At 60.5% G+C, this 15,389-nt stretch carries 12 protein-coding genes and 1 pseudogene; 6 read left to right on the top strand and 7 right to left on the bottom strand.

Annotated features, from left to right (window positions below; genetic code table 11):
* The first annotated feature begins 54 nt into the window (after positions 1–54).
* Positions 55–885 carry an undecaprenyl-diphosphate phosphatase gene (locus HX807_RS17325; protein ID WP_003215357.1) on the top strand — a complete coding sequence of 277 codons (831 nt, stop codon included), beginning with the start codon at positions 55–57 and terminating at the stop codon, positions 883–885.
* Positions 882–1,265, top strand: coding sequence for a DUF1294 domain-containing protein (locus HX807_RS17320; protein WP_003215359.1), 384 nt, complete (start codon positions 882–884; stop codon positions 1,263–1,265). The genes HX807_RS17325 and HX807_RS17320 overlap by 4 nt, the downstream gene beginning before the upstream one ends.
* Here the strand turns inward: HX807_RS17320 and HX807_RS17315 are convergent.
* Positions 1,248–1,610 (bottom strand): annotated as a pseudogene (locus tag HX807_RS17315) (MmcQ/YjbR family DNA-binding protein). The gene HX807_RS17320 and the pseudogene HX807_RS17315 sit on opposite strands and share 18 nt — an antisense overlap.
* Positions 1,607–2,515 (bottom strand): LysR substrate-binding domain-containing protein, encoded by a 909-nt coding sequence (locus HX807_RS17310; protein ID WP_003215364.1) that lies wholly within the window; start codon positions 2,513–2,515, stop codon positions 1,607–1,609. The pseudogene HX807_RS17315 and the gene HX807_RS17310 overlap by 4 nt, the downstream one beginning before the upstream one ends.
* A 125-nt stretch (positions 2,516–2,640) precedes the next feature.
* Between HX807_RS17310 and HX807_RS17305 the strand changes: the two genes are divergently transcribed.
* Positions 2,641–3,252 (top strand): FMN-dependent NADH-azoreductase, encoded by a 612-nt coding sequence (locus HX807_RS17305; protein ID WP_003215366.1) that lies wholly within the window; start codon positions 2,641–2,643, stop codon positions 3,250–3,252.
* Between the two features lie 227 nt (positions 3,253–3,479).
* Positions 3,480–4,517 (top strand): dienelactone hydrolase, encoded by a 1,038-nt coding sequence (locus HX807_RS17300; protein ID WP_008436172.1) that lies wholly within the window; start codon positions 3,480–3,482, stop codon positions 4,515–4,517.
* Here the strand turns inward: HX807_RS17300 and HX807_RS17295 are convergent.
* The 4 genes from HX807_RS17295 to HX807_RS17280 form a co-directional block, all read right to left on the bottom strand.
* A complete protein-coding gene (locus HX807_RS17295) occupies positions 4,511–5,695 on the bottom strand; it encodes an MFS transporter (protein ID WP_177050550.1) in 1,185 nt (394 codons plus the stop codon). The two genes, HX807_RS17300 and HX807_RS17295, sit on opposite strands and share 7 nt — an antisense overlap.
* A gap of 347 nt (positions 5,696–6,042) precedes the next feature.
* Positions 6,043–7,632: an ABC-F family ATPase gene (locus tag HX807_RS17290; protein ID WP_008436174.1), complete on the bottom strand. Its 1,590-nt coding sequence runs from the start codon at positions 7,630–7,632 to the stop codon at positions 6,043–6,045.
* A gap of 162 nt (positions 7,633–7,794) precedes the next feature.
* Complete coding sequence (locus tag HX807_RS17285) at positions 7,795–9,033, bottom strand: MFS transporter (protein WP_177050548.1); 1,239 nt, start codon at positions 9,031–9,033, stop codon at positions 7,795–7,797.
* A gap of 541 nt (positions 9,034–9,574) precedes the next feature.
* The gene (locus HX807_RS17280; RefSeq protein WP_177050546.1) at positions 9,575–9,961 is read right to left on the bottom strand and encodes a TIGR03067 domain-containing protein; all 387 of its coding nucleotides are present in this window, start codon (positions 9,959–9,961) and stop codon (positions 9,575–9,577) included.
* Between the two features lie 402 nt (positions 9,962–10,363).
* Here HX807_RS17280 and HX807_RS17275 point away from each other — a divergent pair, with 402 nt between their 5' ends.
* Both HX807_RS17275 and lpxO read left to right on the top strand, forming a co-directional pair.
* Complete coding sequence (locus tag HX807_RS17275) at positions 10,364–11,707, top strand: LPS O-antigen chain length determinant protein WzzB (RefSeq protein WP_043224670.1); 1,344 nt, start codon at positions 10,364–10,366, stop codon at positions 11,705–11,707.
* A gap of 262 nt (positions 11,708–11,969) precedes the next feature.
* Positions 11,970–12,869 (top strand): lipid A hydroxylase LpxO, encoded by a 900-nt coding sequence (lpxO, locus tag HX807_RS17270; protein ID WP_008436177.1) that lies wholly within the window; start codon positions 11,970–11,972, stop codon positions 12,867–12,869.
* Positions 12,870–12,887: 18 nt separating this feature from the next.
* Here lpxO and ligD read toward each other — a convergent pair whose 3' ends face one another.
* Complete coding sequence (gene ligD / locus HX807_RS17265; protein WP_177050544.1) at positions 12,888–15,386, bottom strand: DNA ligase D; 2,499 nt, start codon at positions 15,384–15,386, stop codon at positions 12,888–12,890.
* Between the last annotated feature and the right edge of the window lie 3 nt (positions 15,387–15,389).

The raw sequence follows: 15,389 nt of genomic DNA, 5'->3' as shown, positions 1-15,389 counted from the left end.
ACGTCTAAAAAATATCAACGAGGCATGCCGTGGGCATGACCTTTGGGGGAATCGATGGATCTTTGGACCGCCGTACAGGCACTGATACTCGGCGTTGTAGAGGGGCTGACGGAGTTTTTGCCGATCTCCAGTACCGGGCACCAGATTATCGTGGCCGACTTGATCAACTTCGGTGGCGAACGCTTTGAAGCGTTCAATATCATCATCCAGCTGGGCGCGATCCTGGCGGTGGTGTGGGAGTTTCGACGCAAGATCCTCGACGTGGTCATTGGCTTGCCGACCCAGCGCAATGCCCAGCGTTTCACCGTCAACCTGATCATTGCCGTATTGCCGGCGGTGGTGCTGGGGGTGATTTTCGCCGACCTGATCAAACACTACCTGTTCAACCCGATCACCGTTGCGGCGGCGTTGGTGGTGGGCGGCGTCATCATGTTGTGGGCCGAGCGCCGCCAGCATGAAGTGCACGCCGAAACCGTCGACGACATCACCTGGAAGGACGCGATCAAAGTCGGCTTTGCCCAGTGCCTGGCGATGATCCCGGGCACCTCGCGCTCGGGCGCTACCATCATTGGCGGCCTGTTGTTCGGCCTGTCACGCAAGACCGCCACCGAGTTCTCGTTCTTCCTGGCGATGCCGACCATGGTCGGCGCAGCGGTGTATTCGGGCTACAAATACCGTCACCTGTTCCAGCCGGATGACCTGCCGGTGTTTGCCATCGGCTTTGTCACCTCGTTCATCTTCGCGATGATCGCGGTCAAGGCGCTGCTCAAGTTCATCGCCAGCCACAGCTACGCGGCGTTCGCCTGGTACCGGATCGCCTTCGGCCTGGTGATCCTGGCCACCTGGCAGTTCGGCTGGATCGACTGGTCGGCCGTCAAGCCATGATCATCCAGCATCCGCGCTTCAAGGCGTTGGTGTTTGCACTGTTGTGCGCCGCGCCGCTGTTTGGTGCGGCGCTGCTGGGGTACCGCGGGGTTTCGCTGATCCCGCTGGTGGCCTATGGCGTGGTCAGCGTGGTGGCGTTCCTGCTGTACTGGAGCGACAAGCGCAAGGCTCGCGAAGACAGCTGGCGCACCCCGGAAAACGTCCTGCACGCGGTGGAGCTGGCAGGCGGTTGGCCGGGGGCGTTGATTGCCCAGCAGGTGTTCCGCCACAAGACGCGCAAGGTGTCTTATCAGGTGGTGTTCTGGCTGATCGTGTTGCTGCACCAGGTGTTCTGGATTGATCAGCTGTTCCTGGGTGGCACGCTACTCTCGATCTTCTAGCAACAAGCCGACCTGCGTGCGCTTGGGCAGCTTGCTCACCACCAACTGGTGGGAACGCTGCAACAGGCCACGCAGTTACTCGGCGCCCAGCGGGTAGGGCGTTTCCATGATGATCCACTGCGCCCGCGCCAGGTACGGCGCCGGGTGGATGCCGGGGCGATCCACATGGCCCAGGAACAGCTCCTTGTCGACCTTGAAGGCCAGCGAGTCGCCCCGCAGGTTCTGCAAGGCAAACATCTTGTTGCCGGCAATCGAAAACACCCGTACGCCGCCCCATTTGTAATCTTCCCGCGCGCCGGGCAAGCCCAGGCAAAACGTGGCGACTTGTTCTTCGGTCATTCTCATAGCAAACGGTCTCCGCAACCTTTGAAGGCGTTATCCAGGTGGTCGATCCAGGCCCGCACGGCCGGCAACACACCGCGCCGATGTGGGTACACCGCCTGCAACCAGCCACCCGGCAATGACCATTGCGGCAAGAGCTGCACCAATTGGCCGTTGGCCAATTCCTCCTCGCAATACATCATCGGCAGCACGGTAAACCCCAGGCCGGCGAGGGCGCAGGCCTTGCGTACCAGGAAATCATCGATCCCCAGCCGCGCTTCCATCACCAGGTCGTGGCTGCTGCCTTCCGGGCTGAGCATGCGGAAGTGCACCATGCGGTCTGCTTCCAGGGCGCCCAGCACCGGCAGTTGCTTGAGGTCTTCCAGGGTGTCGATCTGCCGCTCACGCACAAAGTCGGGGCTGGCGACAATCGCGGTCTGGGCCTGGCGCAGGCGCTTGGTCACCAGCAGCGGGTCTTCATCCCCAAGCTCGCGCACGCGCAAGGCCACATCAATGCCTTCGGCCACCAGGTCGACGCGGCGGTTGACCAGGTTCATCTCCAACTGCACCAGCGGGTTGGCGGTGAGAAACTCCGCCACCACGGTCTGCAGGAATTGGTGAGCCAGGCCCACGGGGCTGCTGACCCGCAGCCGACCGCGGGGTTCGCTGGACATGCTGGCCACTGCCTCATCGGCCATTTCCGCCTCCAGCAGCATTGCCTGGCAGTGGCGCAGGTAGCGTTCACCCACGGCGGTGAGGGTCAGTTGGCGGGTGGTACGTTGCAGCAAGCGGGCGCCGAGGCGTTCTTCCAGCTCGGCAATGCGCCGCGACAGCCGCGACTTGGGAATCCCCAGCAGTCGCCCGGCAGCGGCGAAACCGCCGGCTTCCACCACCTTGGCGAAGTAGTAGAGGTCATTCAGATCTTGCATGGTCGGCCTATTGTCCTGTCAGTGGGACGAATAATCGCATATTGCCTGACTAATCGCTGATTGGTTTCATCTGTAGGCTTATTTCCATTCCGTCGCCCTTGGCGATGCTTACTTGGAGATTAACCATGAAACTGTTGCATATCGATTCCAGCATCCTCGGCGACAACTCGGTTTCCCGTCAGTTGAGCGCAGGTGTCGTCAAGACCTGGCAGGCGGCCGAGCCAGGCGTTGAAGTGACCTACCGTGACCTGGCCAGCGAAGGCATCAACCACTTTTCCGGCGTGACCCTGGGTGCACTGGGCACCGCTGCCGAGCTGCGTGATGCCGTACAGAAACATGAAGCCGAGCTGAGCGCCAACACCCTCGCCGAATTCCTCGCGGCCGACGCCATCGTCCTGGCTGCGCCGATGTACAACTTCACCATCCCGACCCAACTCAAGGCCTGGATCGACCGTATCGCCGTCGCCGGCCAGACATTCCGCTACACCGAAAACGGTCCTGAAGGCCTGGCCGGTGGCAAGAAAGTCATCATCGTGTCGACCTCCGGCGGCCTGCACGTTGGCCAGCCTACCGGTGTGGCTCACGAAGACTACCTGAAAGTACTGCTGGGCTTCCTCGGCATCACCGACATCGAAATCGTCCGCGCTCACGGCCTGGGCTATGGCGATGAAGTGCGCAGCAAGGCGATCAGCGACGCCAACGCAGTGATCAACGAACAATTGTTCGCCGCAGCGTAAGACTTGTGTAAATTTTGCTGTTCCTCGATATCAATCTGATTCGAGGCGCCTAAACTCTGTATTCTGCTCGCCTGAAAAGCGATCGGAGTACGGAGTTTTTTCGTTTACCCGCTGTCACTACTTTGGCCCAGGTTATGCACGCATGGGTAAACCCTGCCAGTCCGAGCGCCTGAACCATGGATACTTCAACAGCTACGCGGGCTTACGCAACAAAGGTGGACATCCCCATGATGCGTCTTTGTGCAGTCTTGGTTCTCTCCCTGCTCGGCGGCCTGATTTCAGTGCAAGCCGCGCCCGCGCCGCACCCCCATTGGAGTGTGGGCTTTCACCGCATGACCTTTCTCGACCCGCTGGATCTGCAGCCGATGAAAGCCGTCGCGTTCTACCCGTCCACCGGCCTGGAACACACCACCCAGGTGGGCGCTTATCACATCGCCGCCACTGAAGACTCGAAAATCGCCATCGGCCGCTTTCCAATGCTGATGCTGTCCCACGGCAATACCGGTACGCCCCTGGCCCTGCACGACCTCGCCACCTCCCTGGCGCGCAAGGGGTTTGTGGTGGTGGCGGTGCTGCACCCTGGCGACAACTACAAGGATCACAGCCGGCTGGGCACCTTGAGCAACCTGTACGGGCGCCCGATCCAGATTTCCGAAGCGATCACCGCCACCCTCGGCGACCCGATGCTGTCGCCATTCGTCAACGTCGACCAGGTAGGCGTCATCGGTTATTCGGCCGGTGGCGAAACCGCGCTGATCCTCGCCGGCGCCAAGCCGGACCTCGACCGCCTGCGCCGCTACTGCCAGCAACGCCCGGAAGATCGCGACGCCTGCACCACCAAGGGCGAGTTGATCGTCGACCGCGACGACCTGCAACCGCAGGCCGACCCGCGTATCCATGCCTTGATGTTGATGGCGCCGTTGAGCCTGATGTTTGGCCGCCACACCCTGGCGGACGTGCATGTACCGGTGCTGCTCTACAGCGGCGACGGCGACAAGCTGGTGGCCGTGGACAAGAACGCCGAGGCCCTGGCGCGCAAACTGCCGGAGCCGCCGGACTTCAAGCTGCTGGCCGGGGCAGGGCACTTTGTGTTCATGGCGCCTTGCGACGAGAGCCAACTGGCCGCGATGCCCGCCATGTGCACCGATGCCGACGGGGTTGACCGTGAAAGCATCCACCGCGACCTGATTTCCGAGGCCGGGCGGTTCTTTAATCACACCCTCGGGCAATCCACCCGGGCGGGCTTGCAGACGGCTGATCAGTAAGCGCGGCGCTTGAGCAGCAACGTCAGGCCCAGGCCGGTGATGGAAAGCAGGGCGGCGCAAAAGAAGATCCACGAGTAGCCCAGGTTCAGCGCCACCGCACCCATCACCGGCCCGGCAATGGCCAGCGCCAGGTCAAAAAACACCGCATATGCACTCAACCCGGCGCCCCGGCTGCTGTTGGGCACCTGGTTGATCGCCTCCACGCCCAGCGCCGGGTACACCAGCGACAGACCAAAGCCGGTCAGCCCGGCGCCGATCAAGGCCACGCCGGTGGACGGTGCCAGCCACAGCAGCGTCAGGCCCAGGGTTTCGATGGTCATGCAGGCAATCGCCGCGGTGAAGCCGCCGAAGCGGTTGATGGCAGAGATAAACACCAGCCGTGACAGGATGAAACACACGCCAAATACCGTCAGGCACCAGGCTGCGCCCGTCCAGCCACGGCTCAAGTAGTAGAGGGTGATAAACGTGGTGAGGGTGCCGTAGCCAATCGATGCGAGACACAGGCTGGCGCCGAACGGCGCGATACGCCCGAATACCGCCCAGAAGGGCAGCCGCTCGCCGCGCACCACGGGCACCGAAGGTTTGTTGCGAATCAGCAGCAGGCCCAGGGCGGAAAGTGCCGTGAGGGCGATTCCGAGGCTGGTGTAGCCGTAGTCGGCAACCATCACCACCCCAAGCGGTGCACCAATGGCAATCGCGCCGTAGGAGGCGATGCCGTTCCACGAGATCGATCGTGCCGTATGTTCGGCACCGACCGCGCCCATGCACCAACTGATGGTGCCGACGCCGATCAGGCCCTGCGCGACGCCGAGTAACAGCCGGCCGACAATCAATATGCCGAGGCTCAGCAACGGCAGGCTTTGCACCAGCGTGGCGATGAACGTCAGCACCCCGCTCAGCAGAATCCCGCTCAGGCCCAGCACGATAGCGCGCTTGGTGCCCACGTTGTCCGACATGCGCCCGGCCATGGGGCGGCTGAGCAGCGTGGCCAGGTATTGCGAGCCGATGGTTATCCCGGCGACCACCGCGCTGAAACCCAGCTCACCGTGGACATAGCCGGGGATGACGGCAATCGGCAGGCCGATACAGATAAACGCGATAAACGTGTAGAAAACGATGGAGACGATCTGCAGGGTGATCGACAAGGAGCTGGGGGTGGCGGGCTGTGTGGCAGGCATGGGGACTCGTTCGCGGGCGGGCGGTGCGGGCATCATGGCAAGGGCTTGGGGTAAAAGGAAGCAGGCTAACTATATTTGATGATATTGCGGCCCGTGCCTATCCGGCTTTGGATCCATGGGGCCTCCCTGGCCCGGGACGACTAAAGCGGACGCGGTAAAGTGTGGGAGCTGTCGAGCTTTAGCGAGGCTGCGAAGGCGGCGGCATGGTCAATAAAGATGTTGCCTGGCACACCGCTATCGCGGCCTCGCTAAAGCTCGACGGCTCCCACAGAAAAGCAGAGCCATACCCCAAAAAAAAGCCCCATCACACTGGACGGGGCTTTCGCATTTCAAACTACCGGCGGCTCTTAGAAAACCACACCCTGACTACGCAGGTAATCGTCATAAGTCCCGCTGAAGTCGATCACCCCACTCGGGCTCAGCTCGATGATGCGGGTGGCCAGGGACGACACAAACTCCCGGTCATGGCTGACAAAGATCAGCGTACCCGGGTAGTTCTCCAACGCCAGGTTCAGCGCCTCGATGGACTCCATGTCCAAGTGGTTGGTCGGCTCGTCCATGATCAGCACGTTCGGCTTTTGCAGGATCAGCTTGCCGAACAGCATGCGACCTTGCTCGCCACCGGAAATCACCTTCACCGACTTCAGGATCTCGTCGTTGGAGAACAGCATGCGGCCCAGGGTGCCGCGAACCACTTGCTCGCCTTCCTTGGTCCAGCGGCCCATCCAGTCGAACAGGTTGGACTCGTCTTCGAAGTCCGAAGCATGGTCCTGGGCGTAATAGCCCAGTTCAGCCGCGTCGGTCCACTTGACCGTACCGGCATCCGGGGTCAGTTCGTTGACCAGGGTACGCAGCAGGGTGGTCTTGCCGATACCGTTCGGGCCAATGATCGCCACGCGCTCGCCGGCTTCAACCTGGAAGCTGAAGTCCTTGAACAGCGTCTTGCCGTCAAAGCCCTTGGCCATGCGATCGACGATGACCGCCTGGCGGTGCAGCTTCTTGGTCTGGTCGAAGCGGATGAACGGGCTGACGCGGCTCGATGGCTTGACTTCGGCCAGCTGGATCTTGTCGATCGCCTTGGCACGGGAAGTGGCCTGCTTGGCTTTCGAGGCGTTGGCCGAGAAGCGGCTGACGAAGGATTGCAGCTCGGAGATCTGCGCTTTCTTCTTGGCGTTGTCCGACAGCAACTGCTCGCGGGACTGGGTCGCCACGGTCATGTATTCGTCGTAGTTGCCCGGGAACAGGCGCAGCTCGCCGTAGTCCAGGTCGGCCATGTGGGTGCAGACGCTGTTCAGGAAGTGACGGTCGTGAGAGATGATGATCATCAGGCTGTTACGCTGGGTCAGGATGTTTTCCAGCCAGCGGATGGTGTTGATGTCCAGGTGGTTGGTCGGCTCGTCGAGCAGCAACACTTCCGGATCGGAAAACAGCGCCTGGGCCAGCAATACACGCAGCTTCCAGCCTGGTGACACTTCACTCATCGGGCCGTTGTGCTGCTCGATGCCGATACCCAGGCCCAGCAGCAACTCACCGGCGCGGGATTCGGCGGTGTAGCCGTCCATCTCGGCGAAGTCGGTTTCCAGCTCAGCCACGGCCATGCCGTCGTCTTCGGTCATCTCCGGCAGCGAGTAGATGCGGTCGCGCTCGGCCTTGACCTTCCACAGCTCTTCGTGACCCATGATCACGGTGTCGAGTACGGTGAATTCTTCGTAGGCGAACTGGTCCTGGCGCAGTTTACCCAGGCGCACGTTCGGCTCCAGCATGACCTGGCCGCCCGACGGGTCGAGGTCGCCACCGAGGATTTTCATGAAAGTCGACTTGCCGCAACCGTTGGCACCGATCAGGCCATAACGGTTGCCTGCGCCGAACTTGACCGAAACGTTCTCAAATAGCGGCTTGGCGCCGAACTGCATGGTGATGTTAGCTGTGGAGATCAATTACTTTACCTATCAATAGCTTGGAGTGCGCTAATTTGAGCCGGGCCCATTTTGTGGCCCAGGCCAACGGGCATACGTCGGCAGCGACATCAAGGCTTGGGGCCCAGTCGCTGAGCAGAAAAATGGGTGCATGTTGGAATTTGGCGCGCATTGTCGCATATGTCAGGCGGGAGTTGTATGGCGCTGCACGGATGGATTCGCCCGAGTCTCCGGCATTGCCACCCACACCAGCCCCAATGCGACGGCCGCCACGCCGGCCAGGGTCAGGAACGCGGCGTTGTAACCCGCCCACTGCACGACAAAACCTGCCAGGCTGCTGCTCAAGGCCGCCCCGAGGCCGAATGCCGTGGACAGCGCGCCCAGGCTGACATTGAAGCGTCCGGTGCCCTGGGTGAGGTCTTTGACGATCACCGGAAACAGCGCGCCGAACACCCCGGCGCCGACGCCGTCAAGCATCTGCACTGCCACCAGCCAATAAGGATCACTGGACAGCGTATACAACACGCCCCGCAGCGGCAGGATCATGAAACCGGCGAGCAGCAACGGCTTGCGCCCCCACACGTCGGCCTTCACGCCCACCAGCCAGGCCACCGGCACCATCACCAACTGGGCCGCGACGATGCAGGCCGAGGTCAGCGGCGTGGCCATCTGCAGGTTGATCTGCGACAGCTTCTGGCTGACCAGCGGCAGCATGGCCGCATTGGCCAGGTGAAACAGCGCGCAGCAGATGGCAAACAGCATCAAGGGCCTGTTCGCCAGAAGCACGGCCAACCCCGACGGTTGTTCATGGCCGGTGCCATGCGCAGGGTCGAAACCCCGTGCGACTTCGTGGTCGATTGCCTGGGCTGACACGCAGCTGACCGCGATGACACTCGCCGCAGCCATGACTGCCATCAGATAGAACACCGCCACCGGGTCGAACAGGTAGGCGAACCCACCAGCGAGCAGGGCCGCCACCGCGTTGCCGGCGTGGTTGAAGGTTTCATTGCGGCCGGTGCGCCGGGTAAAAGCGCGCGGCCCGGTGATCCCGAGGGAAATCGCCGAGATGGCCGGCGCAAACACCGAGGCCGCCGCTGCACTGGCCGCCTGGGTCAGCGCCACCAGGCTGAAGGAGCTGACGAAGGGCAGGAGCAGGCAACTGGCAGTCACCAGCAGCGCGGCGATCACGATCACTGCCCGTTTGCTGCGGGTTCGGTCAATCAATGCGCCGGCCGGCGTCTGGGTGAGCAGGGCCGCGATGCCGGCCAGGGTCATGACCACGCCGATGCTGGCGGGGTCCCAGTGGTGCACGGCCAGCAGATAAATCGCCAGGTACGGCCCCAGTCCGTCACGCACGTCCGCCAGGAAGAAGTTCAGGCTGTCCAGGGACAGGGTGTTGCGCAGGTCAGAGCGAGTAGCCATGGCACGGTCTTCAGGCAAGAGGTCGGTAGCAGTAGTGACCCATGGCGTGAAGGTATAGTTTCTGAAGGCGGCGTTGCACTCGTATGGCAATACAAGCAAAAACATTTACAAAGTGGAGCCATTTGCATCGAAAAATAGCGCTGATCGAGGCTTTTTCAGGGCTTTTTATTGTTAACAGTTGAACATCCAATAAGCCTGGCTTATTTTCCGTCCGTTCGCCCTACAGTGAAGGCTCTTTACCGGTTCAAGGATGGCGAGGCTTTCGGTGTAGGGCGGACTTCTTTTGTCGCAATGACCGGAACATATTGGAGACGCAATGGACATGCTCTCAGCCCAGGTATCAAAACCAGCCCGCTCAACTGCCCCGTGCTACACCCTCACCGCCATCAAGCGCCCGTGCTGATTGGCTGCCGTGCAGGCAAAAAAAGGCCCGTGGGGTAGACGGGCCAAGGTGTTCACTGGAGTAGGTAGCCTTCACGCTATAGGTCAACACGTGAAGGCCATGTGAAAACCATGTCGCAGGAACGGATGTATATCCGTGTCAGGGTTTGCGCACGAACGTGCGCATGGTTTGCCCTTGGCCGGTACTGAAGCGGGTAGGGCGGGGCATGCCTTCATCTGCCGCAATAAACACGAAGTGATCACCTTCCAGCCGGTAACTCGCGGGTAACTGTTTGCCGGCATCCTCTCCCATCGAGTCAACCCAGGTAATGCTTTTGGGTGCCGTGCTGGCATCGAGCGTGAAGCTGCCTGCCAGTAAAACCTCGCCGTCGACCGTCACCACCTGGAATTGATCGCCCGAGATTGTCGTGATCGCGCCTGGCGCGCTGTGTTCATCCGTGGGATTGGGCACGCCATTGTCTTCCAGTGCCGTTTGTTCCCATGCGCCCTGGAGCGCCTCAAAGTCATCAATTGAAACAGAGGTCATACAAATTCCTTTTTTTTGGTTGAAAAATGATCAGTCAATGCCCTGGGGTGTAGGCGCCTGACGGATGAGCTGAATCGATTTTGTGAGAATTGTCTGTTTTCTCAAGGTTGCGTACGAATTTTCCCAATATTCACGGGTATTTAGCGCCATTTTATGCGTTGATTCGGAAACGGTTCTTTACAAGTTCGTCTACGCTCAGCACCAGGGTAGGGACTCCTGGGTATCTGAACGAAAACAATCTACGGTGATGTGGGATTTTTCCGTGACCGAGGTGGTCGGATGACCATCGGTAGACCGTGTGTGTCTTGTGTACAGGGCGTTGTCCCTGATTTTCAAGCGGTCATTCAGTATTTGATGAATATGTATGACCGCTGACTGTCGATTTTTTAAGGTGCATCAGTTTTGAATAAAACTCCTCGGCTCCACGCTCATGCGGCATCGGACGAAATTGATCTGTTTGAACTGTGTCATGGTATCTGGCGACAAAAGAAGTTAGTGCTGGGTTGTACAATTCTCGCGGGAGTCCTGGGCGCTGGCTACGCATTTCTGGCACCGCGGGAGTATGAGGTCAGCAGTGTGCTGCGCCCTGCAGCCATCAATGAACTGGATGCACTGAACCGCTCCGAAGTCTATAAGTTGCCCCCGGCGGACGCGCTGAATAAAGTCGGCGCACAACTGGACTCCTACGAAGCCCGCCTGGGGTTCTTCAAGTCGCATGAGGACCTTTTCAAGGCGTTCCAGAAAACCGGGCAAAGCCTGGAGCAGAGTTTTGAAGCATTCAATCGAAACTCGATCAACCTTATTCTGCCGGATCCAAAAAAAGCCGACTCCCTGAGCAGTTATATCCGGCTTGAGTTGCAATACCCCAAAGACATCGACGGCGTTGCCATTCTCAACGGCTTTGTGGACTACGCCATCGCGTCGGAACGCGCCCAAGTGGGTGCAGACCTGAAAGTGATCGTCAATAACCGCCTGAACGAACTCAAGGGCAAGATTGACGCAGCGCGCTCCAACTACGAAACCGATAAGGAGTCGAAAATTGCCAAGCTGCTTGAGGCCGACCGGCTCAAGCGCGCTCAATTGGAAGACGAATTGGTTGCCCTGCGCTTGCAGATGAAAATGGAGCGAACGAACCGACTGGCGGAGTTGGCCGAGGCCATCTCCATCGCCAAGTCGATGGGCATCAAGACGCCGACTACCCCGTCATCCATGGCGGATGCCTCTCGTGGCGGCTCCAATCAAATGATGCGCACCGAGGTCAATAATCAGAAAATCCCGCTGTACTTCCTCGGGACAGAAGCGCTTGAGGCGGAACGTACGGCCTTGCTGGCGCGCACCAGCGACGACTTCACTAACGGTCGCGTTGCGCAGATTGGCAAAGAGTTGCAGATGCTGGAGGTCAACCGAGAAGTCGAGGTCCTGAAAAAACGCGGGAATGAAGACATTTTCTTGCAGGATGTTGAACCGTTACGCGCGGAAGTCGCGCGGTTGCGGAGCCTCAATATCGACATGAGTGACCTCAAACTGGTCACCATTGACCGTCGTGCCCAGGAGCCACTCAGCCCGATCAAGCCTAAAAAAGGCCTTGTGATAATGCTGAGCGTGGTTGCGGGGTTGATTCTGGGTATGCTGATTGCACTGGTCCGCCATTTCATCCTGGCACGGCGCGAAGCCATACCCTACTCGCAGCTGGATGAACATCGGCTTGCTCTGCGTCCACGCAAGGATGACGAACCGAAAATCTGACGCCTGCAGCAGCGGGCAGGCCGCCCGGCAAGCCCGCTGCTGCTCTTCCTGGCACACTCACTGGACACCTTTTCACAAATCTTGATTAACCTTTGGTTACAAAGTGTGGCTAAAATAGCTGCCAATGGCCACGACCGGATTGTCACCCAGCCGTTCGTGTTGCCGGTTTTGTGAATTGTGATTTCAGGTGCTGCATCTTCAATCCTCGGCCGTTGTGGGCACGCGGGAGCAGCCTGTTCTCTTCTGACTTGTGACGAATACCTTGAAACTCATCATTGTTGCTCTCTACGTTGCCTCTATTGCGTATGTCCACCTGCGTGGCCGGGTGCGCCACAAGCTGGGGCGCCAGCTCAGTGATCACTCGACCTTCCTGGCTCCGGTGAACTGCTTTCTCTACCTCTTTTCCAAACTGCCCAGCCGACCGTACCTGTCCCCCAGCGACTTTCCCGACCTGAGCCCGCTTCAGGAGCATTGGCAAGAGATCCGCGAGGAAGGCCAGAACCTGTTGCGCGCAGGCGAGATCAAGCGCTCCGACCAGTACAATGACGTGGGTTTCAATTCGTTCTTCAAGTCGGGCTGGAAGCGTTTCTATTTGAAGTGGTATGGCGACAGCCATCCTTCGGCGATGAAGCTGTGCCCGCGCACCACCGAGCTGGTGCAAAGCATCGGCTCGATCAAGGCCGCGATGTTTGCCGAGCTGCCACCGGGCTCAAAGCTGGTACGCCATCGTGACCCGTATGCCGGTTCCTACCGTTACCACCTGGGCCTGGACACGCCCAACTCCCCGGGCTGCTACATCAACGTAGATGGTGAAAACTACTACTGGCGCGACGGTGAGCCGGTGATGTTTGACGAGACCTTCATCCACTACGCCGAAAACACCACCGAGCAGAACCGGATCATTCTGTTCTGCGATATCGAACGCCCGATGAAGTACCGCTGGGCGGCCGCGTTCAACCGTTGGTTCAGCCGCAATGTGATGGCTGCGGCCGGTTCGCCCAACGATGCCGGTGACAAGACCGGCGGCCTGAACCGTGCATTTACCCGCCTGTACAAGATTCGCCTGCGGGGCAAGGAGTTGAAGAAACGCAACCGCACCCGTTACTACCTGGAAAAGTGGGCGATCTTTGCCGGCCTGGCCGCGATCTTCATCCTCATCTGAACCGGGCAGCGGAGCGCATCAGCCTGGCGGATGCGCCCCCAGCTTCTCCCACATCTTCTTGCTGATCTTCTGCCGATTGGCATAACCCGCCCACGGGTCCTTTTTCAAACCCTGCAAACGCTCGTGCAAGTTAGCCACCGTCCATTGTTGGGCGCTGTGCAGACTCTTCAACTCATCACGACTCACCGGTACCGATACCGGCAGGCCGGGCCGCGCCCGCACCGAGTAGGCGGCTACCGTGCTGGCGCCCCGGGCGTTGCGCAGGTAGTCGATGAAGATCTTGCCCACGCGATTCTTCGGGCCCGAAGTCGCGGTAAAGCGTTCAGGCAACTGCAGCGTCATGAACTGGGCGATGGCCTTGGCGAAGGCTTTTACCGAGTCCCAGCCGTCGCGGCGCGCCAGCGGCACCACCAGGTGCAGGCCTTTGCCGCCGCTGGTCTTGACGAACGCTTCAAGCCCCAGTTCATCGAGTACCGACAAGGTCAGTTGCGCCGCTTCAAGCATGCTTTTCCACGGCAGTGCCGGGTCCGGGTCGAGGTCGAGCACAAACAGGTCCGGGGTTTCAATCTTGTCAGCGGTAGCGCCCCAGGTATGCAACTCGACGGTACCCATCTGCACGGCACCGATGAGCGCGGCCGGGCTGTCGATTTCCATCAGCCGCGCATGGCCCGGGTCCAGGGCCTGGTCCAGTTGCTTGATATTCGGGATCGCCAGGCGCTCGGAGTGCTTCTGGAAAAACTGTTCGCCGGCAATGCCTTCCGGTGCCCTGAGCAAGGACACCGGCCGGTTGCGCAGAAAGGGCAGGAGCCATTCGCTGATGCCCTCATAGAACTGTGCCAGTTGCAGTTTCTGTGTAGCGCTCTGGGCATCGATGACTCGGTCCGGATGGGTAATCCTGACCCCAGCCACGGCGCCGGTGCCCGCCGCCTGTTTGCGGGGTTTTTCCTTCAGCGATTTGGCCGTCCGCGGCTGTTCATGCACAATCTGCTCCGCCGGCTTGTCGGTGCGCAGCCCGACAAACGCCGCCTGGCGCACCACACCTTCGCGGGTCCATTCGGCAAATTGCACTTCGCCCACCAGCTGCGGCTCGACCCAGTGCACGCCGCGTGCCTGGGCACTGGTCAGGGGCTTGGCCAGCGGTGAAGTCTGGCGTTCCAGCGCCTTCAACTGTGCACTGATCTTTTTCAGCGCGGCCTGATCGAATCCGGTACCTACGCGCCCGGCATACACCAGGTCGCTGTCATCATTGACCGCCAGCAACAGCGCGCCAAACCCGCTGCGCGAACCTTGCGGGCGGGTGAACCCTACGATCACGAATTCCTGGCGCAGCCGGCACTTGAGCTTGATCCAGTCCGGGCTGCGCCTGGAAACGTAGGGGCTGCCGGCACGTTTGCCGATCACGCCCTCCAGCGCCAGGTCGCAGGCACTTTCGAAGATATCCCGCTGGTTGGCAGCAAAGGACTCGGAGAAGCGCAGCAGCTTGCTCTTGCTGCGGCTAACCGCGTCCTTCAGCGCGGTGCGGCGCTCTTCGACAGCGGCTTCGCGCTGGTCGCGGCCGTCCAGGAACGGCGCATCGAACAGGTAATAGACAATGTCCAGGCTCCGGCCGATATCAAAAGCGTTCTGCAGCGCCTGGAAATCCGGCAGCCCGTCGGCGTTCAGGCTGACCACCTCACCGTCAAGCCAACTGTCCTTGAGCTTCAGGGCTTCCAGGGCCTTGGCCTGGCGTGGCAGGCGATCGGTCCAGTCATGGCCATTGCGGGTGAACAGCCGAACTTCGCCATCGCGAATCCGTGCGAGGATGCGATAGCCGTCGAATTTGATCTCGTACACCCAATCGCCTTCCGGTGCACGGTCCACCAGTGTCGCCAGCTGTGGCGCGAGTTGATCGGGCAGGGCGGTTGAGGGCTTGCGCCTGGCTTTCTTCGCCGCTGCGGGCTTTTTCGCAGCCCCCACCGTTGCGTCGCTCAGCACGCTTTTCGGTTCAGCCTGGACCACATCGTAGTCAGCCACCGGGCGTGCCTGCTGATCGTTCTCCTTGATCAACAACCACTGCTCCTTGTCGCCGCTGCCCTTGAGTCGGGTGCGCACCAGCGTCCAGTCGCCTGCCAGTTTTTCGCCGATCAGGCTGAACTTGAGCTTGCCGGCCGCGTAGGCCTTGTGCGGGTCATCGTGGGGCTGCCACACGCCGCGATCCCACACGATCACATCGCCAGCGCCGTATTGGCCTGCCGGAATGCTGCCCTCGAAACTGCCATAGCCCAATGGATGATCTTCCACATGCACCGCGAGGCGCTTCTGGCTCGGGTCGAGGCTTGGGCCCTTGGGCACCGCCCAGCTTTTGAGGACGCCGTCGAGCTCCAGGCGAAAGTCATAATGCAGGTTGCGCGCATCGTGCTTTTGAATCACGAACGACAGGGCATGCGCCCGGTTCCTGGCGCGAGGCGCACTGCCGGCGGGTTCGGCGGTCACATCGAAGTCGCGCTTGGCGTTGTATTCACTCAGGGGCTTGGCCATGGC

The sequence above is a fragment of the Pseudomonas sp. D8002 genome (assembly GCF_013385695.1).
Lineage (GTDB): Bacteria > Pseudomonadota > Gammaproteobacteria > Pseudomonadales > Pseudomonadaceae > Aquipseudomonas.
This window is presented reverse-complemented; position numbering and strand designations above follow the sequence as displayed.